The following is a 25,458-nucleotide window of genomic DNA, read 5'->3' as shown; positions in this document are numbered from 1 at the left end:
GGCTAGCCACCTCCTGTGCCCTTCGCCGCGATGCCCCGCCACCCGGTATTGGTCACTAACCACAACACATCGGTGGTCGGGACACCAGCCCAGGGTCGGCGAGCCGCGATCGGTCCAGGTTTTCGGCGGGCCTAGAGATACAAGTCGCGATCGCGGATCAGCGCGGTGGCCACCACGCTAATCACCGCTGTCACAACCAGATACCCGCACGCCAGCCACGGCGCACCGCCCAGTGCCGCGATCAGCGCCGTCAAGATCATCGGGGTGATCCCGGAGGCGTAGACGCCGGAGAACTGGTAGACGAACGAGAGTCCGGTATAGCGCGTGTTCGTGGGATACAGCGCGGAGTACAGCGTGCCCTGCGCGCCGTAGAACAGCGCGTGCACGACGCCGAACACGATGATCATCGCCAGCCCGAACCACACCAGATTCTTGCTGCCGAACAAGGCGAACGCGGGAAACGCCGCCAGGCCGTAGCAGGCGATGCCGACCAGGTACACCCGTCGCGCACCGAAGCGGTCGGTCAACCGTCCCGAAATCGGCAGCAGCACAGCCATCACCAGAGCGGCGATGGTCACCACCACCAGCACCGACACCCGGTTCAGTCCCAGCGCGCCAGTGGCATAGCTGATGGCGAAAACGCCCCAGGTGTTGAACGCCGAGCCTTCCGCCCACCGTGACAGCAGCCCGAGCACAGTGTTGCGCCGCGAACGCGGCTCGCGGACGATGTCGCGGATCGGCACGGTCGATCCGGCCTGCAGGTCTTGCAATTCCCGGAACGCCGGTGTCTCGTCGACCCGCAACCGGACCACGATGCCGACCCCGACCAGCAGCAGGCTCAGCAGGAATCCGATGCGCCAGCCGTAGGAGAGACACCGCGCCGGTCCCAAGGCGATTTGCAGGAACGCGAATATGCCGGTGCCCAAGGCCAGTCCGAGCGCCAACCCGATTTGCGGAATCGCCCCGTAGCGGCCGCGCCGGTCGCCGGGGCTGTGTTCGACGGCCAGCAGCACCGCCCCGCCCCACTCGCCCCCGAGCGCGAAACCCTGCAGCACCCGCAGCACCAACAGCAGTACCGGCGCCCAGGCCCCGATTTGTGCGGCCGTCGGCAATACTCCGATCAGTGCCGTCGCTGCGCCCATGACGAGCATCGTCAACGCCAGGCTGCGCTTGCGGCCGATCCGGTCGCCGATGTGGCCGAACACCAGGCCGCCGATGGGCCGCATGACAAACCCGACGGCGAACGTCGCGAACGCCAAAAGTGTCCCCACCAAGGAACTTTCATTGGGAAAGAACACCTTGTTGAACACCAGCCCTGCCGCGGTGGCGTACAGGAAGAAGTCGTACCACTCGACCGTGGTACCCAACAGGCTGGCGGCGACGACAATGCGTAACCGCCGCCGCTGCTGCTCGGCGGATTCGTCGACCGCGACGGGCGCCGGGACGGCGAGTTCGGCGCCGGGTCCGGACGCGGGCAGGGTGGACGCCATGGCCCCTTAGTGCGCCGAGGCGACCGCGAACGGCGTCGCCGCCGCCGGGTGCGTTTGGCGGTTGGGGTGGCGCCACAGACCCATCCGCTCCAGAATCGGCAGCACGCCTTCGCCGAACCAGTAGGCCTCTTCCAGATGCGGATATCCCGACAAGATGAAGTGGCTGATGCCCAACTTGGCGTACTCGGCCAGCCGCTCGGCAACCTCGGCGTGCGAACCGACCAGCGCGGTGCCCGCTCCGCCACGAACCAGCCCCACCCCGGCCCACAGATTCGGCGCCACCAGCAATTTGCTGCTGTCGCCGCCGTGCAGGTCCAGCATGCGGCGCTGGCCCTCGGACTCACTGCGCGCCAGGCTGCCCTGCACCCGCTCGATGTCGGCCGGGTCGATCGCGGACAACAACCGGTCGGCCTCGGCCCATGCCTCGGCGGCCGTATCGCGGCTGATCACGTGGATCCGCAAGCCGTACTGCAGGATCCGGCCGGCATCCACGGCAAGTCCGCGGATCCAGTCCAGCTTCTTGGCCACCGCGGCCAGCGGTTCGCCCCAGGTGAGATAGACGTCGGAGTGGTTGGCCGCCACCGGGCCGGCGGAGGCCGAGGAGCCGCCGAAGAACACCGCCGGTATCGGGTCGGGCGGGTTGTTCAGTTGCGCGCCCTCGACCTGGATGTGTTCTCCCGCGAAAGTCACCGGCTCGTTCGAGGTCCACAGCTGCCGCACCACCTGCAAGAACTCGGCTGTGCGGGCATACCGCGCCTCCTTGTCCAGGAAGTCGCCGTAGGCGCGTTGCTCGTGCGGTTCACCGCCGGTGACGACATTGAGCAGCAGCCGCCCCTGGGAATGGCGCTGGAAGGTCCCGGCCATCTGGGCGGCCAGCGTGGGGCTCAACAGGCCGGGACGAAACGCAACCAGAAATTTCAGCGTCTCGGTCGATTCGACCAGCATCGCCGTCGTCAACCATGCGTCTTCACACCACAACCCCGTCGGGGTGAGGACGGCTTCGAAACCGTTGTCTTCGGCCGCCGTACAGATCTGATGCAGATACCGCAGTGTGGCGGGCCGGTCGCCGGACATCGGCGTGCCGTGCCCGCCCGCGACCAGGTTTCGCGAATCGCCGTAGGTCGGCAGAAACCAATGAAACGCGAGACTCAATTCACAATCCTCTTCCGCTTTCGTCCCTGTGCACAGAGGGTCCATCCTGCTCAAGTCGCCGCCCGCGGGCGAGGGTTGAAACCTGCGAGATTGCATCCCGGACCCACCGTCCGATCGGCGCGCTGACCACGGCGCGCCCGCCGTGAACGGCAACGTCGACACGCCGGATACGCGTCCAGCGCTGACCGCGTCTCCGCCTGTGCCAGAAGGCAATACGATCGCAATGATTCGGGTGGCGGCAACCGGCCGTATCGGCGCTACGATGACCACGGTCTGGCGCGATGTCGCAACTCGACGGCACAACCGGCGGCACAATTCGCCGCACCGGCGGCGTCTTCGCGCCTGCCAAGATCACCGCTTCGTGACCGAAGGGTCACGCCACATCACACAATGCTTCCAATACGGCGTGGCTCGGCGGGTAATACCCGGTCAGCGCGGCATCATTGCGATCATGTCTGACCTCACACGCCGAGCGGTGCTCCGGATGGGCGCCGGTGCCACCCTCGGAGCCGCCGGCGTGCTGACCTTCAGCTCCCTGCTGGCGTCGGCCCAGTCGCGCGCCGCAACGTTGTCGCAGGCCCCCGCGCCGTTCGAGCCGCCGACGGCCGGCAAGAGCCTGCCGACCAGGCTCACCGGGTCGTTCGTGTCGGCGGCGCGCGGGGGCATCAAGACCAACTACGTGATCGCCCTGCCCCCCGGCCAGACCGGGGCGCTGCGTCCGGTGATCGCCCTGCACGGCGTGGACGGTGACGCCAACCAGATGCTGGACATGGGGGTCCCGGACGGGCTGGCCCAGCTGGCCAAGGAGGGCAAACCGCCGTTCGCGGTGGTCGGCGTCGACGGCGGCAACACCTACTGGCACAAAAGGGCTTCCGGCGAGGACTCCGGTGCCATGGTGCTCGACGAACTGCTGCCGATGCTGTCCACGATGGGGTTCGACACCTCCCGGGTCGGTTTCATGGGATGGTCGATGGGCGGATACGGGGCGCTTCACCTGGGTGCCAAGCTGGGGCCGTCGCGAACCGCCGGCATTTGCGCGATCAGCCCGGCCCTGTACACCTCGTATGCGCTGAGCGCCCCCGGCGCGTTCGACAGCAACGACGATTTTGTGCAGAACAGCGTGCTGGGCCTGCCGGCGCTGAATTCGATTCCGCTGCGGGTGGACTGCGGCAACTTCGACCGGTTCTATTTCGCCACGAAGCAATTCACCTACCAGTTGAAGACTCCACCAGCGGGCAGCTTCTCCCTCGGTGGGCACGACATGGCCTACTGGCGCAGCCAGCTGCCCGCCGAACTGGCTTGGATGGCTACTTAGCCCACGCAGATGAGAGTTCGGGAGGAATCAGCCGCCAGCAGCCCACGCCAAGTGGAGCGGCAGACCTTCCGACAAGGATTCCGGCCCGACATCGAGGGACTGCGCGCCGTCGCGGTCATCGCCGTCGTGCTCTACCACGCCGGCATTCCCGCGGTGACCGGCGGCTATATCGGTGTGGACGTCTTCTTCGTCATCTCGGGCTTCCTGATCACCGGGCTGCTCTTCGGTGAGGCGAGCACCACGAACACCATTCGCTTGGGCCGGTTTTACGGTGCACGTGCCCGGCGGCTACTGCCGGCCGCGGCCATCGTCGGCGTCATCACCGCGGTCGGCGCGGCCCTGGTGCTGCCGCCACTGCAGGCGCGCAGCGTGTTCCTCGACGGCATCGCCAGCGCCCTGTACGTCGGCAATTACCGATTCGCCCTGCAGGGCACCGACTACCTGATCTCCGACGCGCCGTCGCCGTTCCAGCACTACTGGTCGCTGGGCGTGGAAGAGCAGTTCTACCTGGTGTGGCCGGTGCTGATCATCCTCATCGCGTGGTCGGCCCGACGTATTCCACTGCTGCGCGGCTCCGCGACCCGCGCGACCCCGTATGCGGTGGTCCTCGCCGTCGTCGCCATCGCGTCGTTGACGGCGGGTGCGTTGTCGACCCGCACCTCGCCGTCCTGGGCGTTCTTCTCGCTGCCCACCCGGGCCTGGGAACTCGCCGCCGGTGGTCTGGTCGCCCTGACGATCCAGCACTGGCGCCGGCTGACGCCCCGGACCGCGTCGATCGCCGGGTGGGGTGGTCTGGCGCTGATCCTGTTGACCTGCACCCAACTCAACGCCCACACCCCTTACCCCGGCACCGAGGCGCTGCTGCCCGTGCTGGGCACCGCGCTGATCATCGGTGGCGGCGCCGTCACCGGCGGATTGGGGCCCGGTCGCCTGCTGTGCCGCCCGGTGATGCGGGCGATCGGCCGGATCTCCTACTCGTGGTACCTGTGGCACTGGCCGGCCCTGCTGCTGATGCCGGCGCTGCTCGGCATGCCCGCTGGGCTGGCGGTCAGGCTGACCGCGACGGCCGTCTCCGCGGGACTCGCGGTCATCACCTTGCATCTGGTGGAGAACCCCGGCCGTTTCGCCGCGGCGCTGCGCCGGTCGGCCAAGGCCAGTCTGCTCGTCGCTGGCGGCGCCAGCGCCGCCACCGCCTGCGCATGCATGGTGCTGCTCAACGTGATACCGGCGCCGGCGGGCCATGGCCTGGCGGCGCGACGCGCCAACATCATTGCGTTGCCGCCCGCCAACGTCCCCGCCGTCAGTCCCCAGGAAACAGCGGTTCGTCAGGCGTTCGAGCAGGCGCAGGCGGCGCTCGCGGCGGCCGCCGAACTGCGAGCCGTTCCGTCGAACCTGGACCCGCCGCTGGCCAAGGCGCCCGCCGACAAGGCCGCCGTGTTCGTCAACGGCTGCGTGCGGTCCTGGCGCGACGTCGGACAAAGCGAATGCGCGACGGGCGACACCGCCTCGCCGACCACCGTCGCCCTGATCGGCGACTCGCACGCCGCCATGTGGAACCCGGCCTTCGAGCAGCTCGCCGACAATCGGCATTGGCGGTTGGAGACGCTGGCCAAGGTGACCTGCCCGCTGCAGGACCTGCACATCCTCAGCCCGTACCTGGGGCGCGATTACACCGAATGCGAACAATGGCGCGCCCAGATCATGGCCCGGATGAACGCCGAGCACCCGCGTCTGGTCGTGCTGGATATGAGCCGGCGCTATGGCGGGGACTTCGGCTTCACCTCCTACGACCCGGCATGGATCGACACCTTGGGACGCACCGTGGCACAGTTGCGCAGCGCGGGCGCGACCGTCCTGGTGCTGGGTCCCGCCCCCGATCCGCATGCCTCCGCGCCCGACTGCCTGTCCGCGCACCTCGACGACGCGAACGCTTGTGCGCCAACAAAATCCGTCGCATTGGACAGGGGCGGGATCACCGCCGAGCAGGCCGCGACGACCGGCAACGGCGGCCAGTACGCCGACCTGACCGACATGTTCTGCACCGCCGAGCGCTGCCCGATCATCGTCGGCAACACCCTGGTGTTCCGCGACGACAACCACGTAACAACCGAATACGCGCAATTGGTGGCTCCGCTGATCGGCGCGCTGGCCGAGCGTGCCCTGGCGAACGGGTGAACGCAATGAACTTCTCATGGCTGACCGACGTCAGATCAGTGAAGGGTTTTTGGAGGTTTTAAGACATGTCTCCGCTGTTGCTGGCCTGCATCGCAGTAGCCGCGCCCTTCGCCGGAATCGGTTTTCTCCACGTGCAAGATCGCTTGGAGCGGTGGGACTACGAGCGGCACGTGGACGACTGAGACCGCGCTTAGCAAAGGGACCGCGTAGGTAATTCCGCCTGACCGCGTCCTGGTTGTACGCGATTGTGCCGATGTTTTCGCCTCGGGGCACGCCCCATGCTGGCTAACATGATCGGAATTGATCCACCAGCGGACATGCCGCTGCTGACTTGGAGCGAGCAGATCGTGAGCGAGCTGCCCACCGGGACCGTGACGTTGCTGCTCGCCGACGTCGAAGGCTCCACGCGGTTGTGGGAAACCCAGTCCGACACCATGGCAGTCGCGCTGGAGCGGCTCAATCACAGCGTGAACGATCTGGTCGCGGACTACGGTGGCGTGCGGCCCGTCGAGCAGGGCGAGGGCGACAGCTTCGTGGCGGCGTTCGCCCGCGCCAGCGACGCCGTTGCCTGTGCGCTCCAGATCCAGCTAACCGTGCAGTCGCCGATCCGGATTCGCATCGGCGTGCACACCGGTGAAATCCAGTTGCGCGATGCCGGCAACTACGCCGGACCCACCATCAATCGGACCGCACGGCTGCGCGACCTCGCGCACGGCGGGCAGACCGTGCTTTCCGGAGCGACCGAACCATTGGTGATCGACCGGCTACCGGCCGATGCCTGGCTGACCGACCTGGGCGAGCATTCCCTGCGGGATCTACCGCGCCCGGAACGCGTCGTGCAGCTCAACCATCCGGACCTGCCCAATGACTTTCCGCCGTTGCGCACCGCGAATGACGTTGTGAATTCGCGTCTTCCGAGCCAACTGACCCGCTTCGTGGGACGGGCCGCCCAGATCAGTGACGTGGTAGCGATTTTGAAGGACAACAGGTTGGTCACCCTGACCGGTGCGGGGGGTGTCGGTAAGACACGTTTGGCGGTTCAGATCGCCGAGCAGGTTGCGGGCGAGTTCGCCGCCGGAGCATGGTTCGTCGACCTTGCTCCGCTCACCCACCCCCTGATGGTCCCGGTCTCCGTGGCGCGAACGTTGGGCCTACCCGATCAGCCGGGCCGGTCCATCATGGAGACGCTGTCCAGATTCGTGCACAACCGAAAGATGTTGCTGTTGCTCGACAATTGCGAGCACCTGCTGGACGCCAGCGCTGACCTGGTGATGGCTCTGCTGGAGGCCGGGCCGGATGTGACCGTGCTGGCGACCAGCCGGGAACCGATCGGCATCGCCGGAGAGCTCACCTGGCGGGTGCCCTCGCTGTCGGCCGACGGTGAAGCCGTCGAATTGTTCGGCGACCGTGCCCGCCGCACCAGACCGGATTTCCGCGTCACCGAAGAGAATTCGCCGGTGATCGCGGAGATCTGCCGGCGACTGGACGGCATGCCGCTGGCCATCGAGTTGGCAGCCGCACGGACCCGCACACTGTCGTTGACCCAGATCCTCGACGGGCTGCATCACAACTTTCGGCTACTCGCCGGGGGTGCGCGTACCGCGGTCCGCCGTCAGCAGACGCTGCGCGCGTCCATCGACTGGTCCCACGCCATGCTCACCGAGCCGGAGCGGATTCTGTTTCGCCGGTTGGCGGTGTTCATGGGCGGTTTCGACCTGGACGCCGCGCACGCCGTAGGCGCCGGCACCGAGGTGGAGCATTTTCAGCTCATCGATCTGCTGGGGCTGCTTGTCGACAAGTCGCTGGTGGTCACCGAGGAAATCAACGGCCTGATGCGCTATCGCCTGCTGGAGACCGTCCGCCAGTACGGTCTGGAAAAGCTGGCCGAGTCGGGCGAAGCCGAGGCGGTGCGGACCCGGCACCGCGACCACTACACCGCGGCCGCGGTGACCCTGAAATCGCAGATGCGCGGTGATGGCACACCGTTGGTCCCGTGGGCCGAGCTCGAGATGGACAACCTGCGGGCGGCGCACGCGTGGAGTTGTGACGCAGGCGAATTCGGACCGGCGTTGCAGGTCGTCTCGTCGCTACAGCGACTTTGGGTGACGCGCGGGCGATTTCGCGAAGGTGTGGCCGGGTTCGACGCGGTCTTCACCGACGAGCGATACCGCGACACCGACGTCGCACCCGAGGTCTGGATACGTGCGGTTGCCGACGCTGGTGTGCTGGCGGTGTGGTTCTCCGCCCCAACCAACCTGCAACGGGCGGAAGAAGCCCTCGCGGCGGCACGCGGATTGAACGACCAGGCACTGGTCGCGCACTGCCTGATGACCTGCGGCATCCTGACGATAAACACCCCCGAGCGGCCAGGTCCGTATTTCACCGAGGCGGCCGACCTGGCCCGCGCCGCGAGCGACGGCGTCACGCTGTACCACGTGCGGGCCTACCAATGCTTCATCGGCAATGTCGCCGGTGATCTCGTCGCCTCCCAGGCGGCCGGCGAGGAAGGGCGCGCCCTGGCCGACGGGCTGGGCGACAGCTTCATGTCGCGGTACAGCCGGGTGTTCCTCAGCGGCACGCTGGCGATGCAGGGCAAGTTCGCCGAGGCATTGCGGGTGTCGCGTGCCCTGGTCGACGAAGCGCGCGCCGCACAGGATCTCGCGATGGAAACGTTTGGTTTGATGACCCTGTCGCAGTCGCTGACTTTCACCGGCGATGCGCCTGCGGGCCGCACCGCGGCGCACACCGCCCTGGAGAACGGTGCTGCCATAGGTGGCTTCCACGAGGACACCGCCTACGTGGCGCTGGCCAACGCCGAATTGGCCCTCGGTAACGTCACCGCGGCCAAGGAAGCCTGTGACGCGGCCTGGCAATCAACCTCTTCGCTGAAGGAATTATTCATACGAAGCCTGGCGCCGATGGCCGAGGCGACCAGGTGCTGTGGTGACCTGGTGGCCGCCCGGAAATGGGCGGACGTCGCCGCTGCCGTGGTTCCTGGATGTCATCAAGTGATGGCGCTGACGGCACGGGCCGGAGTCGCCAATGCGCAAGGCGAGCCGCAGCAGGCCGAACGCGACCTGCACGACGCCATCGAAGTCGCCGGGCGCACCGGCGGATACATGTTCCTTCCCGACACACTCGAACGCCTCGCCGCACTGACTGCCGACACCAACCCCGAATACGCCGCGCGGCTGTTCGGTGCGGCCGAGGGCATGCGGCACCGCCACAGCGCGGCACGCTTCGCTGCATTTCAAGCCGGCTATGACGCTGCCGTGGAAAAGACACGAGAAGCATTGGGGCGAAATGCCTTTGAATCAGCCTGCTCGGCGGGCGCCGCACTGTCCACCGACGAGGCGATCGGTTACGCGCAGCGAGGTCGCGGTGCACGCGGACGCCCGGCCAGCGGATGGGAGTCACTCACGCCCACCGAGCTCGACGTCGTCCGGCTGGTCAGCGAAGGGTTGCCGAACAAGGACATCGCCGCGCGACTGTTCGTCTCGCCGCGCACCGTGCAGACGCACCTGACGCACATCTACGCCAAACTCGGTGTGTCATCGCGCGTTCAGCTCGTTCAGGAAGCGGCCCGGCACACCTGACTCAGGTCGACAACTGGGTACAGATGAGCGGCGCGATCTTGTCCGCCATGTATTGGTGCCCCGCGTCATTCGGGTGGACACCATCGGCACCGATCAGGTCGGGCCGGCCGACGAACCAATGCTCGGCGATCGGGTCGATGAACGTCGCCCCGGCCGCCCCGGCCGCCCCACCGAGAATGTCGCGAATCAGAAACATCGACGGCGGAACGTCGGCGGTGGGCCACGGCGGTCCGATCACCAGCAACCGCGCGGCGGGCGCCAACTGGCGCGCCAGATCCAAAGCAGCGTGCGTCTTTACGGTCAGCGTTGCCGGATCAACACCCTGATCGTTGCGGGAGCCGAAGAAGACCACCAGCGCGTCGTCGGGCTGGACCGCCCGGGCGGTCAGATCCTCGAAGATACTGCCGTGATCGCCGGGCGTGGCATAACCGGCTCTGCCCTCGGCCGCCACACTGCCCGAGATCCGCGAACCCCGCGAGCTGAGTACCTGCCAGGCGCGCGACGTCCACGATCGCGACCCCAGACCGCCTTCATTGGTGCCGGTGGTGTACGAATCTCCCACCACTGCTACGTGATTCAGCCGGAAGTCCAGCGTCAGCGTCTCGTAGGTACGCACCTGCGCCGGGTATGCGATGCCCACGCCGGCCAAAAAACTCAACCCAATGAGAAAAGTGGCCAGACGACTCACTCTCACCTCCACTGTCAAGGGCATCGTAGGGGTTCGCCCCGTCCTCATCGAGTATTCCCCGTGAGTCGCGGCAGGCCGCTGAGGCGACCATCACACCGCGCGAGCCGAAACCGCTTCCAGCGGACGGTCGATCGGATGCAGGTTAGTGTTTGATTCGCCGGGATCGCTTCGAGCGCTCACGGCTCGGACATCGACCATCTTGCGCATCCACCGGCGGGCGGGCTCTTCGACGCCGTGATACAACGCGGCCGAGGCGCCCAGGGCAATCGCGAGCAGGCCGATGACGTTCCATTTCCACGGGTTGTCCAGGGTTGGCAGCTCGAACTGCTCCACGGCCCATCCCCAGGCCGTGTGCACCAACTCGTGCACCATGTAGAGACAGAACGAAATTTTGCCGCCGTACACCATCACCCGGGTGGACAACACTGCGGGCAGGCTCCCGAGCCCGACGGCCAGCGTTATCACCAGCGGAATGAACAAGACGTCGACGACGCCACCGCTGTCGTTCTCCACCACACCCGATATCGGGTGCGCACCAAACCAATACAGCACGCCCACCATGGCGGCCAGCAAAAACAGCGAGACGTATCCCGCGACGCGACGGCCCCGGTCGGTCAGCCGCAGCCTGCGTATCGCGGCACAGGCCAGTGCGCCGGCGGTGAACTGCGTGACGATCCGCGGTAGCCAGCTCCACGGTGTGTAGAAATGGCCGCTGGCAAGCAACATCACCACCGGCGGCAACGATGCCGCGAATGCCAGCATCATCAGGCTGCGCGCCCGGGTGGCCTGCTTCATCCGTAACAGGACCAACACCATCAGGGCAAACAGGACGTACGCCAGCCACTCGGCACTGATCGACCAGGCCGGCCCGTCCCAACTCGAGTCATCGAAGAACGGCACGAACCACAACTGCACCAACAAGACTTGCCGCACATAGCTGATCGCGGTCAGCTCAGCGGCGTCCGGCGAGGGCACATGTCCGACGTGCAGGGTGAAAATCACCCACAAAGCGGCAAGGTGCAAGGTGACCAAATACACCGGCCACACCCGGGCCAACCGCAGCCACAGGAAATGCAGGGTCGCGCGGGTCGACCAGGACCGCCCCATGCGGTCGAGATAGTTGTACGTCAGCACGAACCCGCTGAGGATGAAGAAGAGGTCTACGCCCTGGGCACCGCAATTGAGCACCGGCGCAAGGGCGTCGCGGAAATCGGGCGACACGTCGCCGAGCATCGGCCGAAAGTGAAACAGCACCACCCAGAGCGCGGCGACGATTCGGAGTCCCGTCAGGGCCCTGATCTCGCCCTTGATCTCTCCGCCCCGCACGCTGCTCTTCCCGTCCGAATCCTGCTGTTTCGTTGTCCAGCTACTTGGGCTGAGCGGGAATCCTCGCCTTTTCACAAGCCCCCCGACTGGCAACCGGCAGCCTAGGCAGCCTAGCAGCGCAATCGCCGGTATGGGCGGACGGTTGTGGTGTGGCATGCGCCCTTCCAGCCGCTTAGCCGAACCGACACTCCGCTGGGCGTTTGCTCATCGTGGCGTCGCAACGCGGTCGCAATGCTTCTTAGCGAAGCGTTAGACGCGGCTTCCGGTCTCCTTAGGCTTGCGGCCTAACGTTCGAATCACCCTTTGGTGAGCGCTGAGGCGCCCCAGAGACGGCGCGAACGCGACGGAGAGTGAGGGGTCCTCATGACGATCGCAGGCAGTGCGACTGGCCGCGATAACTGCGTGTTCGACTGCGATGGCGCACAGGTCCGCGCGCACCATCGCCACCTGGCGACGGTCGTGCACATCCGCGGCGAGGTCCACGACCGGAATGTCGACCGCATCAGCGACCACATCGCTCGCTTCACGCTCGGGGAAAACCCTGTGGTACTCGACGTGGCCGATGTCACCGAATTTGCTGAGGCCGGCATCTCGCTGCTGTACGCATTCGATGCCGATTGTCGCTCCGCAGGCGTGGATTGGACCCTGGTCGCCAGCTCAGCGGTAACCGAGGTGCTCGATCACACCGGTCACGACGCCAGTTTTCCGCTGATGCGCTCGGTCCACGAGGCCCTGCAGGATCGGGCCGACGCCATCGCACTGCGCCGTCGGATGACCTTGCCGCTCGTCAAGAAGACGCCGTAGCGCCCGAGCGGACGCGCCGCAGCCGGGCGGCCCCGACGACCGCCAACACCCCGGCACTCGTCAGCAACACCAGCGTCAGCAGCAATAGCTGCGGGTCATACACCAGCGACGTGGTGGAGGGCTGCCCGTCCGCGATCGGCGCCACCGACACGGTGTGACGCGAATGCGACCAGCTCAGTCCCGAGCACACCAGCGCGGCGCAGGCCAGGCCGAGCTCGAACAGCGCGCGGTGGCGGGCATTCACTGCTCCGCGCCCGTCTCGTCGTCCCGATCCGCATCGACGACGTCGGATCGAGTGGGCTCCACCCGCTCCTGGACCAGTGGGGTCAGCGCCGCCCGCAGCTGACGATGGCGACGCGCCCACGCCTGGGCGGTGCGTTCGCCGGTGAGCTTGAGGCCGATGCCGACGCGGCCGCGCGGCACCCCGACCAACTCGCCGAGCGCCCGCGACGATTGCCACCGCGCCAGGTCTTTGCCGGACGCTTCGTGGTTCTCGGGCTCGGGATACACCTTCAGGATTTCGCGTACCAAGATTGTTTCGGTGCCTTGGCGCAGCGCATCTTCGGTGAGCTCGACCGAGACGTGGATCCTGGCCGCCTTCACCTGCAACCCCAGGAACGCCGACACCAGGACCAGGAAGGCCGCGGGCACCACCAGCGACACCGCCGCACCGCTCCAGATTTCGATCAGGATCATGGAAGCCGCCGCTGCCGGCCCGCACGCCACCCACCACCAGCTGGCGCCGGGTTCGTAGAACAACGGCTTGGGTTGTGTGTCGCTGCCGCTAGACCCTGATGTCAAAGCAAGCCCCATCTCACGAAAGCCACCCTGCCGCATCCGCGGCCCAATAGGTGAGAACGATATCGGCTCCGGCGCGCCGGATGCTGGTGAGCGACTCCAGCGCCGCAGCGCGCTCGTCGATCCAATTGTTAGCCGCCGCAGCGCAAATCATCGCGTACTCCCCCGACACTTGATATGCGGCGACGGGAACGCGCGAGACGTCCGCCGCGGCGGCGACCACGTCGAGATAACTCATCGCCGGCTTGATCATCACGATGTCTGCGCCCTCGTCGAGATCGAGTTCGATCTCGCGCAGCGCCTCCCGGCCGTTGCCCGCCTCCTGCTGATAGGTGCGCCGGTCTCCGGACAGGCTGGAACTGACGGCTTCCCGGAACGGGCCGTAGAACACCGAGGCGAACTTGGCGGCGTAAGCCAGAACCGCCACGTCGGTGAAGCCTGCGGCGTCCAAACCGTCGCGAATGGCGCCCACCTGACCATCCATCATGCCGCTCGGCCCGACCACATGAGCTCCCGATTCCGCTTGCGCCACAGCAAGTTCCACATAGCGGGCCACGGTGGCGTCGTTGTCGACGCGTCCCCGGTTGTCGAGCACGCCGCAGTGTCCGTGGTCGGTGAACTCGTCCAGGCAGGTGTCGGCCATCAGCACGGTGGCCTCGCCAAGGTCCTTGGCCAAGTCCCGCAGCGCGACGTTGAGGATGCCGTCGGGGTCGGTCCCTACCGACCCGATCGAGTCCTTGTCCGCATCGCGGGGGACGCCGAACAGCATCAGCCCGCCCACCCCTGCCGCGACGGCGCTGGCGGCCGCGCCGCGCAACGAGTCACGGGTGTGCTGCACCACGCCCGGCATGGAACTGATCGGCGTGGGTTCGTCGATACCGTCTGCGACGAACATTGGCAGCACCAAATGCCTTGGCTCCAAAGACGTTTGCGCCACCAAACGGCGCAGTGCAGGCGTCGAACGCAGCCGGCGCGGTCGCTGCCGGGGGAAGGCGCTCATGCTGGTTGACTGGCGACCCGCCGCACGCAACCCAGCGCGCTTGCGATCGCCACTACATCATGGTGGCGACCCGCCGCGCCCGGCTGCGCCGCGCTTGCGATCGCCACTACATCATGGTGGCGACCCGCCGCGCCCGGCTGCGCCGCGCTTGCGATCGCCACTAGCGCCTGCGGCTCTTTTTGCGCGGCGGTGGCAGCGCGCCCTCGGCGCGCAACCGCGCAGCGTGTTCGGCCAACGCATCGACCAGCGGACCAACCGCGGCGGTCTCCGGCTGGACATCCACCCGCAGACCGAATTCCGCTGCGGTCTCAGCAGTCTTGGGACCGATGCAGGCGATGATGGTCCGGGCGTGCGGCTTGCCGGCGATACCGACCAGGTTTCGCACCGTGGAGCTGGACGTGAAGCAGACCGCGTCGAAGCCGCCGGTCTTGATCATCTCCCGCGTTTCGGCCGGCGGCGGGGCAGCCCTCACCGTCCGGTACGCGGTGACATCCTCGATCTCCCAACCACGTTCACGCAGCCCCTCGGCCAGCGTCTCGGTGGCGATGTCGGCCCGCGGCAACAGAACCCGGTTGACCGGGTCGAAAATGCTGTCGTAGGGCGGGAAGTCGTCCAGCAGACCCAGCGAGGACTGCTCCCCGGCCGGCACCAGTTCGGGGCTGATCCCGAACGCCCGCACCCGGTCGGCGGTCGACTCGCCCACACAGGCGATCTTCACCCCGGAGAACGCGCGCGCGTCCAGACCGAACTCGCCGAACTTCTCCCACACCGCACGCACCGCGTTGGTGGAGGTGAACACCACCCACTGGAACCGGCCGTCGACCAATCCCTTGACGGCCCGCTCCATCTGAGCGGGGCTGCGCGGCGGCTCGACGGCAATGGTCGGCACCTCGATCGGCAACGCACCGTAGGACGTCAGGCGCTCGCTCATCTCGCCGGCCTGGTCCTTGGTGCGCGGCACCAACACGGTCCAGCCGTACAGCGCGCGGCTCTCCCACCAGTTCAACTTCGCCCGGCTGGCCACCGTCTTGCCGATGGTCACCACCAGCGGGCCGGTCAACGGCCCGGCGGGGTCGGTGCCGCCCAGCACCGCCGAGTCGGTCAGGCCGTGCAGCGTGGTCTCGATCGACCGCTGCTGGCAGGTGGTGCCGTGCGCGGTCACCACACACGGGGTGTTCTCGGCGAGCTCATGCTCGATCAGCGTGCGCGCGGCCTCGGCCAGGTGCGACGACGTGGCCTGCAGGATCAGCGGACCGGGTGCGGCGGCCAGCGCCTCCCAGTCCACGTCGGCGCGCACATCGGCCACCGTGTGTGAAGAGCCCAGCGGCAGCCCCGCATAGGTCGGGACGGCATCACTCGGCGACAGCCCGGGCACGATCTCGATGTGCAGGTGGCTGCGCGCAATGGCATTGACCTCGGTGATGACCGCGTCGACCGTCAGCGGGTCACCGGCCACCAGTCGCACCACGTCGGCGCCCGTCCGGGCTTCGGCGGTCAGTGTCTTGGCCACCTCGGCGGGATCGCCCAGCGCCGGGCGGATGTCAGGACCACCGGATATCACCGCAGGCTGGGCCTTGCCCTGGTCGGCACCCGCGTCACCGTTGGTGGCGGCCGGGTCGGCCGGGGCCGGGCCGGAAACCGGTGGCAGGTCTTTGCCGATCAGGGCCAGCACCGGCTCAGGCACGTCAGGGTCGGTGAACACCAGGGCGGCGTTCGCCAGCACCGTGGCGGCCCGGGTCGTCAGCAATCCCGGGTCACCCGGGCCTGAGCCCACGTACGTGATGCGGCCGGGTGTCGGCTTACGCCCTCGCGTCGTCATTGTCGCTCCCAGGTAACTCGCATTTAATTTCCTCGCGCCGGGTCTTGCCGCGCTCCGCTCATCAGTTCCCGGGCGCCCAGCTCGAACAGCTCCGCGGCGACCGAAAGCCCAAGCTCTCGTGCCCGACCGGGACTCCCGATGCCAGATGCGCGGATCACGTCGGACCCGTCCAGCGCCGCCACGCAACCGCGCAGCGACAGCTCTTCGAAGACCCGGCCTTCCTCATCGATGGACTCGACCACTTCGGCGATCGCGCCCACCGGTGCGGAGCAACCGGCCTCCAGTTCGGCCAACAGGGCTCGCTCGGCGGTGACCGACGCACGGGTGTCGGCGTCGTCCAGTTCCGCCAGCACTGCCACTAGCCGGCTATCACCGGCGCGGCATTCGACGGCGAGCGCGCCCTGAGCCGGTGCTGGCAACATCTGCACCGGCTCTAGCGTCTCGGTGATGGCGTCGAGGCGACCGATCCGGGCCAGTCCCGCCCGGGCTACCACGATCGCGTCGAGATCACCACTGCTTACCCTGTTCAACCTGGTATCTAGGTTGCCTCGTAGGGGGCGAATTTCCAAACCGAGACCCAATGCTCTAAGCTGCGCGGCCCGCCGCGGTGAGGAGGTACCCACCAGCGAACCGGCCGGCAACTCCGCGAGCACCAATCCATCCCGGGCCACCACCGCATCACGCGGGTCATTGCGCAGCGGTATGGCCGCCACAGCAAACCGCGGATCGTCGGCGGTCGGGAGGTCCTTATGGGAGTGCACCGCGGCGTCGACACGACCCTCGTCCATCGCCTCGCGCAGTGCCGTGGTGAAGACGCCGACCCCGAGGGAATCGATGGGTGCCGACGACCGGTCCCCCGCGGTGGTGATGGTCACCAGCTCCGCCGGGTGTCCCAATGCGATCAGAGCGTCTCTGACGACCCCCGCCTGGGTGGTGGCCAACAGGCTGCCCCGGGTGCCTATCCGGATCACGTTCGCCAATCGCCTACTCGGCGGTTTGTTTGGGGTTGTCCGCGTCGAATCCGTTTGCGATGACTGGCAATTCACCTGCAGCCACGGCATCGACGGCGGTCTGGTCAAGTTCGAAGAGTTCGCGCAACGCCTCGGCGTAGCTGTCACCGCCGGGCGCGCTGGCCAGCTGTTTGATCCGCACAGTCGGCGCGTGCAGCAATTTGTCCACCACCCGGCGCACGGTGCGGGCCACCTCTTCGCGCTGGGCGCTCTCGAGTCCGGGCAGGCGGTTGTCCAGGCGCAGCAACTCCGCTTCGACCACGTCGGCGGCGCGCTGGCGCAGCGCCGTCACGGTCGGGGTGACCTCGGCCATCCGCTGTCCGGCCAGGTAGGCAGCAACTTCGGTGGCCACGATGGTGCGGGCGGCGTCAACGTCGGCGGCCGTGGCGTGGGCCGAAGGCTCATGCTGGACGCGGTCCACATCGACGACCCAGACACCGGGCAGTCCGGCTACCGCCGGATCGACGTCGCGGGGCATGCCCAGGTCGCAGATCACCAGAGGGTTCGTCGCTTCGTCGCGGTGCGCGGCGGCCAGGGCGTGGTGCACATCGGCCAGCGAGATCACCGGGCTCACCGCCCCGGTGCAGCTCACCACGACGTCGGCACCCGCCACGGTGTCGGCCAGGCGCTCCAAGGGCAGCGCGTCGGCCTGCACACCGCAGTCGCGGATCTTGCGGGCCAGCCGCTGGGCCCGTGACAACGACCGGTTGAGAACGTGCACGCGCTGGATGCCGGCGCGAGACAGATGCGCGGCGGCCAGGGCGCCCATCGCTCCGGCGCCGACCAGGACGGCCGTCTTACCGGACAGCCCGCCCAGGCGACGGTCGGCCATGTCGAGGGCGACCGACACCACAGACGCGCCGGCGGCGTCGATCGCGGTTTCGGAATGCACCCGCTTGCCCACCGACAGGGCCCGCTGGGCCAACTCGTGCAGGATGCGGCCGACGGTGCGATTGGTCTCGGCGCTGGCATAAGCCCGACGGACCTGGCCAAGCACCTGCTGCTCACCGATCACCGCGGAGTCCAGGCCGCTGGCGACCGCGAACAGGTGCTCGACGGCGGCCTCGCTGTAGCGCACGTACGCGTACTTGGTGAGGTCGGCCATCGACATCCCGGACTGTTCCGACAACACCTGCCCGATCACGGCCAACCCGCCGTGGAACGCATCCACCACCGCGTAGACCTCGACCCGGTTGCATGTGGACAGCACCATCGCCTCGGTCACCAGTGGCGACTGCAACACCCGGTCGACGATCTTGCCCTGATCGGCCTCGTCAATGCTGAGTTGTTCCAGGACGGAGACCGGCGCACTGCGGTGCGAAACCCCGAAGAGCAAGACGCTCACGGCAGCATCACCTGGCCAGCTCCCTTGCTTCCTCCAGTAACTGAACTGCTGTCCACGGTAAACGTTTATCAGCTGGGCTACCAAATATTCGCCCCACGGTCGCCGCTGCGCAGCAGCGGAAGGGTCAGCGCCCGAGATCGGCCCGCAGCCGGGGCTCGTCGATATCCCAGTAGCTGTGTTCGCGGCCGTCGAGCAGGACCACGGGCAGCCGGTCGCCGAACTCGGCGCGCAGCGCCGGGTTGCCCGCCGCGGCGGCGGCATCGACGTCGGTCAACGACAAGTCGAAATCCCATTCACCGGCCAGTTCGGCCAACCGGGCATGTACCCGCTCACAGATGGTGCACCCGTCGCGGGTCAACAGCTCCACCTGCGGCCGACCGGTCGCTTGAGTCATGGCCACCAGTGTGGCATTGGTGACTTGTGGGGCCATTTACCAGGCGTTATGTTCCGATAATGGCCGACGAAACGCTGCGCGCCGATCCCGTCGTGGTGCAGGGCTTTGCCGCATCGCTGGGTGGTGCGGCCGAGCAGCTTTCGGCTCAGCTGTCCCAGCTCGACGATCAAGTGGGCCAGATGTTGGGCGGTTGGCAGGGTGTGTCGGGGACCGCATACGGATCGGCGTGGGAGTTGTGGCACAGGGGTGCCCGCGAGGTAGAGCTCGGGTTGTCCATGCTGGCCCGGCTGGTGGGCCAAGCCGGGGAGGCCTATCAGAGCAATGAGGCCGCGTCTGCCGAGGCGGAGCGGGCGGTGCGTGGTGGTTGAGGCGTTTCGGGTGGATCCGCAGGCGTTGGCCGACGCGGTGCAGCGGATGTCAGCGTTTCAGCGCTACGCCGAAGACGTGATCGCCGAAATCGATTCTCGCGTAACGCGTTTGCACACATCATGGACGGGTGATGCCGCAGCGGCGCATGCCGAGGCACATCAGCATTGGGTGCGCGGCGAGGCGATGATGCGCGCAGCGCTGGTGCAACTGGAGAAGGTGGCCACGACCGCGCACGGCAACTACACCGGCGCCATGTCGACGAATCTGAGTATGTGGTCGTGAGCGAATGGCGCCGCTGGCGTATGACGGCGGCGGACTCATCGACCGGCCCGGGACACGCCAACGCCCCCAGCCCATCTGCCGGATAGGGTTGGAGATCGGGCACCCGCTGGGTCGCCAGGCAACACAGCGATCTAGGAGGTTTGGCGATGACTTCCTCTGACCCGGCCAACGCAGACCCCACGGGCTACGTTGACCTGGAGTCGCTGGCCGCGGACGCCAGTGCGGCCCGCGCGATCGAGGGCATGCAGGAAGCCGCAGCCTCGGAGGATCGTCCGCAGCCCCCGATCGATCTGACCGCCGCCGCCTTCTTCGACGTGGACAACACGCTCGTACAGGGCTCGTCGGCCGTGCATTTCGGCCGCGGGCTGGCCACCCGCAACTACTTCACCTATCGCGACGTGATCGGATTCATCTACGCGCAGGCCAAATTTCAGATCCTCGGCACAGAGAACAGTGACGACGTCGCCGCCGGCCGGCGCAAGGCACTCGCCTTCATCGAGGGCCGCTCGGTCGAACAACTGGTCACGCTGGGCGAGGAGATCTACGACGAAATCATCGCCGACAAGATCTGGCCCGGCACCCGCGAGCTCACCCAGATGCATCTGGACGCCGGCCAGCAGGTGTGGCTGATCACCGCAACGCCGTACGAACTCGCCGCGACCATCGCGCGCCGGCTCGGTCTGACCGGCGCGCTGGGCACGGTCGCCGAATCGGTTGACGGCGTGTTCACCGGCCGGCTGGTCGGCGACATCTTGCACGGCACCGGCAAGGCGCACGCCGTGCGGTCGTTGGCCATTCGCGAGGGGCTCAACCTGAAACGCTGCACCGCCTACTCCGACAGCTTCAACGACGTGCCGATGCTGTCGCTGGTCGGCACCGCCGTCGCCATCAATCCCGATGCCCGGCTACGCACCCTGGCACGGCAGCGTGGCTGGGAGATTCGCGATTTCCGCACCGCTCGCAAGGCGGCCCGGATCGGGGTGCCGTCGGCGTTGGCCCTGGGCGCAGCCGGTGGTGCGCTGGCCGCGCTGGCCTCTCGACGGCAATCACGCTGATAAGCTGCGCCGCTGAGACACAATCGAGCGGAGGGCAACGCGCCATGACAGTCCCCAAGGAAGCCGAAGGACTTATCGGCAGCCATTACCGCGCACCGGATTACTTCGAGGTCGGTCGCGAAAAGATCCGTGAGTTCGCGCTCGCGATCAAGGACGACCACCCAGCGCACTTCGACGAGCGTGAATCCGAAAATGCCGGGTATTCCGACATGGTGGCGCCGCTGACGTTCCTCGCGATCGCCGGTCGCCGTGTTCAGCTGGAGATCTTCACCAAGTTCAGCATCCCGATCAACATCGCCCGGGTTATCCACCGCGACCAGAAGTTCAAGTTCCACCGGCCGATCCTGGCGCACGATAGGCTGTACTTCGACACTTACCTCGACTCGGTGATCGAGTCCCATGGCACCGTGCTGGCGGAGATCCGCAGCGAAGTGACCGATGCCGATGGAAAGCCGATCGTGACAAGTGTCGTCACGATGTTGGGAGAGTCTTCAAATCAAGAGGACGTCGAAGCCACCGCCGCAGCAGTTGCATCCATATCTGCAGGAAAGTCCACATCCGCAGCAAAGTTAGGGGCGTTGTAAATGTCTGGACAGGGGGAAGCGGGAAGCACGCAGCTCAAGCCGCCGGTCGAGAAAGTCCGGTCGCATTACGACAAGTCGAATGAATTCTTCAAGTTGTGGCTTGACCCATCGATGACCTACAGCTGCGGCTACTTCGACGAAAACCCGGACCCGCAGAATCTGACCAAGACGCTCGAGGAGGCGCAGTACGCCAAGCGCAAGCTTGCCCTGGACAAGCTGAACCTCGAGCCTGGTATGACGCTGCTGGACATCGGCAGCGGATGGGGCTCGACGATGCGGCACGCCGTGCAGGAATACGACGTCAACGTCATCGGCCTGACGCTCAGCGAGAACCAGCACGCCCACTGCGTGGCGGAGTTCGAAAAGATGGACAGCCCCCGCCGCAAGGAGGTGCGGATCCAGGGCTGGGAGGAATTCCCCGGCGACGTTCCGATCGACCGCATCGTGTCGCTGGGCGCGTTCGAGCACTTCGCCGACGGGGCCGGTGACGCCGGCTACGAGCGCTACGCCACTTTCTTCAAGAAGTACTACGACCTGCTGCCCGACGACGGCCGGATGCTGCTGCACTCGATCGTGGTCCCCAGCCGCGAAGAGGGCAACGCGATGGGCTTGAAGGTGAACATGACCCTGCTGCGGTTCATCAGCTTCATCCTGAAGGAGATCTACCCGGGCGGAAAGTTGCCCCAGGTGGACCTGGTCGACAAGTACGCGACTGACGCGGGTTTCAAGATCGAGCGCCACCACTTCATCGGCAAGAACTACGTCCCGACGCTGACCGCCTGGGGAGATGCCCTCGAGGCGCACAAAGAACAGGCGATCGAGCTCAAGGGGCAGGAGACCTACGACATCTACTTGAAGTACTTGCGGGGCTGCTCGGACCTGTTCCGGGACGGCTACACCAACGTCTGCCAGTTCACCATGGTCAAGTAGTCGGCTTCTCAAAGGTCAACGCCATCGCGGCATTCCGCGGTGGCGTTTCCTTTTGCGCGGCTCAGCCGATTTGCGCGGCTCAGCCGAAGAAGATGTTGCGGCGGCCGGCGAGCAGCCGATACAGCGTCTGCTGGATGGTTTCGCGCACCTGGTCAGTCAGCTCGAAGGTGACCATCGGGTCGTCGGCGTCGGACGCGGCGTAGTCGTCGGTGTAGATCGGTTCACCGAATGCGATGTGCCATTTCGACGGCAGCGGGACCAGCCCCACCGGCCCGGCCAGCGGAAACAGCGGCGTGACCGGGAAATAGGGCAGCCCGAACAGCCGGGCCAGCAGCTTGATGTCGGTCAGCATCGGATAGATCTCTTCGGACCCGATGATCGAGCAGGGAATGATCGGCGCCTTGGTCCGCAACGCCGCCGTGACGAATCCGCCGCGGCCGAACCGCTGCAGCCGGTAGCGGTCCTCGAAGCGCTTGCCCAGCCCCTTATAGCCCTCCGGGAACACGGCGGTGAGCTCGCCGGCGGCGAGCAACCGGTGCGCGTCCGTCGTGCAGGCCATGGTGTGGCCGGCCTTGCGGGCCGCCTCGCCCACCACCGGCAAATCGAACACCATGTCGGCGGCGAGCAACCGCAGTTCGCGATGCGCGGGGTGCTCGTCGTGGACGGCCACCGACAGCATCAGCCCGTCGAACGGCAACACACCGGCGTGGTTGGCCACCACCAGCGCGGCACCGTCGGCCGGCAGGTTCTCGATCCCGCTCACCTCGACCCGGAACCAGGACCGGAAGAACACCCGCAGCAACGGCCGGACGATCGCGCTGTTGAAGTGCGGGTCGAAGCCGAACTCGTCGACGCTGTAATCACCGGTCAGTCGCTGGCGCAGGAATCCGGCAACCGAGGCGACGCGCTGCGCCAGATCATTGAGCGGTACATCGGTGGACGAAACTCCGGCGGCGCGACGGTGCTGGTCGATTTCGCGAACCACCGCGGCAATCTGCTCGGCCGATGCACGACCGTTCGGATCGGACAGTAAAGAAGGATGCTGGCGAGTTGACTCTGCTCTTTGATCGGCTCTCCGACGCGCCGCTACCCGACCCCGATTAGTGTGCAGTGGAATGACATTGGCTCTGGTTTCACCCGCCACGATACCTACCTGACCCCACCCCACGGAATTGGATTTCGGCTACCCCAGCGCTGCGCTAGAGATATGGCGCGACCTTCCCAGGAGCGTACCCGATGTGGGTCGATAATGGGAGTCAAGCTTCGGCCCCGAACATAGTCGTCAAAGGCTTCCGCGGTGGACCATTTCGGCTGGTAGCCGAGCTCTGAACGCATCCGGCTGGTGTCCATGACGCGGCCGTAACTCAAATAATCAAACTGATCACGACTGATCTCGTTGTAGTGGTTCGCACGGCGCAACGAATCCAGCGCCCAGACACCGAAACCCGGTACAGGCAAAGGAATTCGGCCCGCCCGCCGGATCGCTTGCGACAGCATGATGATGCCGTCGGCGCCGATGTTGAACGTGCCCGCCTTGCCGGCCATCGCCGCGCGCTCCAGCGCACCCAGCGCATCCTGCTCGTGCAGCAATTGCAGTCGCGCGTCGCGGCCGAACATGGTCGGCACCAAAGGTCCGGCCAGATAACGCGACAGCGTGGTGTCCATCGCCGGGCCGATCAGGTTGGCCAACCGCAGGATCGTCACGGCGATGTCGGGCCGGCGCCGTCCCAATCCGCGCGCGTAGGCCTCGATATCGAGACTGTCCTTGGCGAAACCGTCGCGGAACGGCCGTCGGCTGGTGCTGTCCTCGGTGAACACCACCGGATCGTGTGCACTCGAGCCGTACACCTCGGACGTCGACTTGAGCACCACCCGGCGCACCGACGGCGCCTTCTGACAGGCCGCGAACAACTGCATCGCGCCCATCACGTTGATCTCTTTCAACGCCGCCCTGCCACCGGAGCGCGGTGCATACGACGCGGCCGCCGCGTGCACCACCGTGTCCACATCGCCGTTGCGAATCACCTTGGCTATGAAGGGATTTCGGATGTCCGCCCGGACAAACTCGGCGCGTCCCATCCGGCGCAGCATGTCCTTGCTCGGGGCTATCGCGTCCACCGCGATGACACCTTTGATCATCGGGTTCTGCGCGAGCCGAGCGGTCAGGTATCCGCCCAGAAACCGGCAGGCGCCGGTGACCAGCACGATCTTGGGGTAATGCACGGCCGCCTCGCCAGGCCCGGTGTTTTCCCCATTCGACGGATCCACCCGAACAGCCTAGCGGGCAGGCGGGATGGCGGCACTACGCCGCGGACGGGTTACTTGCCGAGTTTTCTGCGCTGCACTCGGGTGCGACGCAGCAGCTTGCGGTGCTTCTTCTTCGACATACGCTTGCGCCGCTTCTTGATTACTGAACCCATGGACTCCGCATTCTGACCGTGACCTGCTTCAAAGATTGGACCCGGACACTTTACCCGGCAGAACGCACCGAACACCAAACCGGCGTCGACCGTTAGCCGGGTAACCGCGAAGCCTGGGTGCCGCCCGCGAGCGGCACCGTTTCACGTCAGCCGGCGTCGAAGTAGGAGGTCTCCAGCATGTCGTGGACGGCCTTGGCGTGCACCCGGAAGGACCGGCCCACCCGGACCGCGGGTAGCTCGCCGTTGTGCACCAATCGGTACACCGTCATCTTGGACACCCGCATCAACGCCGCCACCTCGGCGACGGTGAGAAACTGCGTCCTGCCCTGATCAACGGAACTGGCGTCCCGTGGCTTACCTGCAGCATCTCGCGCTGATGGCCCGTTACTAGACGTCATCGCAACCCAATCGTGTCAGGCACGCGCATGCCAGCGGCTTCCCCTCCGCTGGCACCGACACGCGCTTACAAGAGGAGAATAGCGGGACTAATGGGGTTACTGGTACTGGTGGGGGACAATCAGTTCAAAAAACTTGGATTACTCTGATGTAATTCTTAGCTGCTCAGAGCGCATTTTGGCGGCCTGAACGGCGGCGTCGACGGCCGCTCGCAGGCCCCCTCGCTCCAGCGCGCGCAGACCGGCCGCGGTGGTCCCACCGGGCGACGTCACCGTCGCCCGCAGCTGGGTTGCCGTGGTGTCCACCCGCGACCCCGGCGCCTCGTCCTCACCGAGGCGCCGATCGGCGTCCATCCGCTCCAGCAACATCGCCGCCGAACCGGCCATGGTCTGCGCGGTCAGATCGGTGGCCACCTCGCGGCTCAGCCCCGCCGCGACGCCGGCGTCGATAAGGGCTTCGACCAACAGGAAGAAATAGGCCGGGCCGGAACCCGAGAGCGCGGTCACCGCA

The 25,458-nt window shown here is 66.7% G+C and carries 25 protein-coding genes; 9 read left to right on the top strand and 16 right to left on the bottom strand.

The window, feature by feature from the left end; all coding sequences use genetic code 11:
* Nucleotides 1-131 precede the first annotated feature (131 nt).
* Nucleotides 132-1,490, bottom strand: a complete 1,359-nt coding sequence (locus A5625_RS09780; protein ID WP_066992185.1) for an MFS transporter — start codon at nt 1,488-1,490, stop codon at nt 132-134.
* A gap of 6 nt (nt 1,491-1,496) precedes the next feature.
* Nucleotides 1,497-2,642 carry an LLM class flavin-dependent oxidoreductase gene (locus A5625_RS09775; protein WP_066992240.1) on the bottom strand — a complete coding sequence of 382 codons (1,146 nt, stop codon included), beginning with the start codon at nt 2,640-2,642 and terminating at the stop codon, nt 1,497-1,499.
* A 442-nt stretch (nt 2,643-3,084) separates the two neighbouring features.
* Between A5625_RS09775 and A5625_RS09770 the strand changes: the two genes are divergently transcribed.
* From A5625_RS09770 to A5625_RS09760, 3 genes are all read left to right on the top strand, one after another.
* Nucleotides 3,085-3,957 (top strand): esterase family protein, encoded by an 873-nt coding sequence (locus A5625_RS09770; protein WP_197516039.1) that lies wholly within the window; start codon nt 3,085-3,087, stop codon nt 3,955-3,957.
* A 51-nt stretch (nt 3,958-4,008) separates the two neighbouring features.
* Nucleotides 4,009-6,132 (top strand): acyltransferase family protein, encoded by a 2,124-nt coding sequence (locus A5625_RS09765; protein WP_082984350.1) that lies wholly within the window; start codon nt 4,009-4,011, stop codon nt 6,130-6,132.
* A gap of 278 nt (nt 6,133-6,410) precedes the next feature.
* Nucleotides 6,411-9,728: a LuxR C-terminal-related transcriptional regulator gene (locus A5625_RS09760; RefSeq protein WP_082984349.1), complete on the top strand. Its 3,318-nt coding sequence runs from the start codon at nt 6,411-6,413 to the stop codon at nt 9,726-9,728.
* Nucleotide 9,729: 1 nt separating this feature from the next.
* Here A5625_RS09760 and A5625_RS09755 read toward each other — a convergent pair whose 3' ends face one another.
* Nucleotides 9,730-10,416, bottom strand: a complete 687-nt coding sequence (locus A5625_RS09755) for a GDSL lipase (protein ID WP_066992175.1) — start codon at nt 10,414-10,416, stop codon at nt 9,730-9,732.
* 90 nt (nt 10,417-10,506) lie between these two features.
* Nucleotides 10,507-11,742: an acyltransferase gene (locus A5625_RS09750; RefSeq protein ID WP_066992172.1), complete on the bottom strand. Its 1,236-nt coding sequence runs from the start codon at nt 11,740-11,742 to the stop codon at nt 10,507-10,509.
* A gap of 363 nt (nt 11,743-12,105) precedes the next feature.
* Between A5625_RS09750 and A5625_RS09745 the strand changes: the two genes are divergently transcribed.
* On the top strand, nt 12,106-12,546 hold the full coding sequence (locus A5625_RS09745) for an STAS domain-containing protein (RefSeq protein WP_066992169.1): 441 nt from the start codon (nt 12,106-12,108) through the stop codon (nt 12,544-12,546).
* On the opposite strand, the gene A5625_RS09740 is transcribed toward A5625_RS09745, so the two are convergent.
* The 7 genes from A5625_RS09740 to A5625_RS09705 all read right to left on the bottom strand — a co-directional run bounded on the left by A5625_RS09740 (nt 12,530) and on the right by A5625_RS09705 (nt 18,912).
* Entirely contained in the window at nt 12,530-12,790 is a 261-nt protein-coding gene (locus tag A5625_RS09740) for a hypothetical protein (RefSeq protein ID WP_066992166.1), read from the bottom strand. The two genes, A5625_RS09745 and A5625_RS09740, sit on opposite strands and share 17 nt — an antisense overlap.
* Complete coding sequence (locus A5625_RS09735; RefSeq protein WP_066992232.1) at nt 12,787-13,359, bottom strand: DUF3093 family protein; 573 nt, start codon at nt 13,357-13,359, stop codon at nt 12,787-12,789. Before A5625_RS09735 ends, A5625_RS09740 begins: the two co-directional genes overlap by 4 nt.
* Before the next feature lies 1 nt (nt 13,360).
* Nucleotides 13,361-14,344 carry a porphobilinogen synthase gene (hemB, locus tag A5625_RS09730; protein ID WP_082984347.1) on the bottom strand — a complete coding sequence of 328 codons (984 nt, stop codon included), beginning with the start codon at nt 14,342-14,344 and terminating at the stop codon, nt 13,361-13,363.
* A 160-nt stretch (nt 14,345-14,504) separates the two neighbouring features.
* Entirely contained in the window at nt 14,505-16,163 is a 1,659-nt protein-coding gene (locus A5625_RS09720; protein WP_066992160.1) for a uroporphyrinogen-III synthase, read from the bottom strand.
* 23 nt (nt 16,164-16,186) lie between these two features.
* Nucleotides 16,187-17,134 carry a hydroxymethylbilane synthase gene (hemC, locus tag A5625_RS09715; RefSeq protein WP_066992229.1) on the bottom strand — a complete coding sequence of 316 codons (948 nt, stop codon included), beginning with the start codon at nt 17,132-17,134 and terminating at the stop codon, nt 16,187-16,189.
* A gap of 13 nt (nt 17,135-17,147) precedes the next feature.
* Entirely contained in the window at nt 17,148-18,518 is a 1,371-nt protein-coding gene (locus tag A5625_RS09710; RefSeq protein WP_066992157.1) for a glutamyl-tRNA reductase, read from the bottom strand.
* Between the two features lie 124 nt (nt 18,519-18,642).
* Nucleotides 18,643-18,912, bottom strand: a complete 270-nt coding sequence (locus A5625_RS09705) for a glutaredoxin family protein (RefSeq protein WP_066992226.1) — start codon at nt 18,910-18,912, stop codon at nt 18,643-18,645.
* A gap of 59 nt (nt 18,913-18,971) precedes the next feature.
* On the opposite strand from A5625_RS09705, the gene A5625_RS09700 reads away from it, so the two are divergent.
* From A5625_RS09700 to A5625_RS09680, 5 genes are all read left to right on the top strand, one after another.
* Nucleotides 18,972-19,280 (top strand): WXG100 family type VII secretion target, encoded by a 309-nt coding sequence (locus A5625_RS09700; RefSeq protein ID WP_066992154.1) that lies wholly within the window; start codon nt 18,972-18,974, stop codon nt 19,278-19,280.
* The gene (locus tag A5625_RS09695) at nt 19,273-19,563 is read left to right on the top strand and encodes a WXG100 family type VII secretion target (protein WP_066992222.1); all 291 of its coding nucleotides are present in this window, start codon (nt 19,273-19,275) and stop codon (nt 19,561-19,563) included. Before A5625_RS09700 ends, A5625_RS09695 begins: the two co-directional genes overlap by 8 nt.
* 146 nt (nt 19,564-19,709) lie before the next feature.
* Nucleotides 19,710-20,618, top strand: coding sequence for an HAD family phosphatase (locus tag A5625_RS09690; RefSeq protein ID WP_066992151.1), 909 nt, complete (start codon nt 19,710-19,712; stop codon nt 20,616-20,618).
* A 44-nt stretch (nt 20,619-20,662) separates the two neighbouring features.
* On the top strand, nt 20,663-21,202 hold the full coding sequence (locus A5625_RS09685; protein WP_066992148.1) for a MaoC family dehydratase N-terminal domain-containing protein: 540 nt from the start codon (nt 20,663-20,665) through the stop codon (nt 21,200-21,202).
* Nucleotides 21,203-22,132, top strand: a complete 930-nt coding sequence (locus A5625_RS09680) for a cyclopropane mycolic acid synthase family methyltransferase (RefSeq protein ID WP_066992145.1) — start codon at nt 21,203-21,205, stop codon at nt 22,130-22,132. It begins immediately after the preceding gene.
* A gap of 79 nt (nt 22,133-22,211) precedes the next feature.
* Here the strand turns inward: A5625_RS09680 and A5625_RS09675 are convergent, their stop codons facing one another.
* The 5 genes from A5625_RS09675 to A5625_RS09660 form a co-directional block, all read right to left on the bottom strand.
* Nucleotides 22,212-23,300, bottom strand: a complete 1,089-nt coding sequence (locus tag A5625_RS09675; protein ID WP_197516038.1) for a lysophospholipid acyltransferase family protein — start codon at nt 23,298-23,300, stop codon at nt 22,212-22,214.
* Complete coding sequence (locus A5625_RS09670; RefSeq protein WP_066992139.1) at nt 23,282-24,400, bottom strand: SDR family oxidoreductase; 1,119 nt, start codon at nt 24,398-24,400, stop codon at nt 23,282-23,284. Before A5625_RS09670 ends, A5625_RS09675 begins: the two co-directional genes overlap by 19 nt.
* A 50-nt stretch (nt 24,401-24,450) precedes the next feature.
* Entirely contained in the window at nt 24,451-24,552 is a 102-nt protein-coding gene (locus tag A5625_RS28265) for a 30S ribosomal protein bS22 (protein ID WP_003402602.1), read from the bottom strand.
* Nucleotides 24,553-24,698: 146 nt separating this feature from the next.
* Nucleotides 24,699-24,950: a cell division/environmental response transcriptional regulator gene (locus tag A5625_RS09665; protein WP_066992137.1), complete on the bottom strand. Its 252-nt coding sequence runs from the start codon at nt 24,948-24,950 to the stop codon at nt 24,699-24,701.
* A gap of 138 nt (nt 24,951-25,088) precedes the next feature.
* On the bottom strand, nt 25,089-25,458 hold a 370-nt coding region (locus tag A5625_RS09660), incomplete at its 5' end, for a pyrroline-5-carboxylate reductase (RefSeq protein ID WP_304441887.1).

The organism is Mycobacterium sp. 1465703.0, assembly GCF_001672975.1.
In the GTDB taxonomy this organism is placed as follows: Bacteria; Actinomycetota; Actinomycetes; order Mycobacteriales; family Mycobacteriaceae; genus Mycobacterium.
Note: the sequence above shows the minus strand (reverse complement) of the source record. Positions and strands in the feature narration are given on the sequence as shown.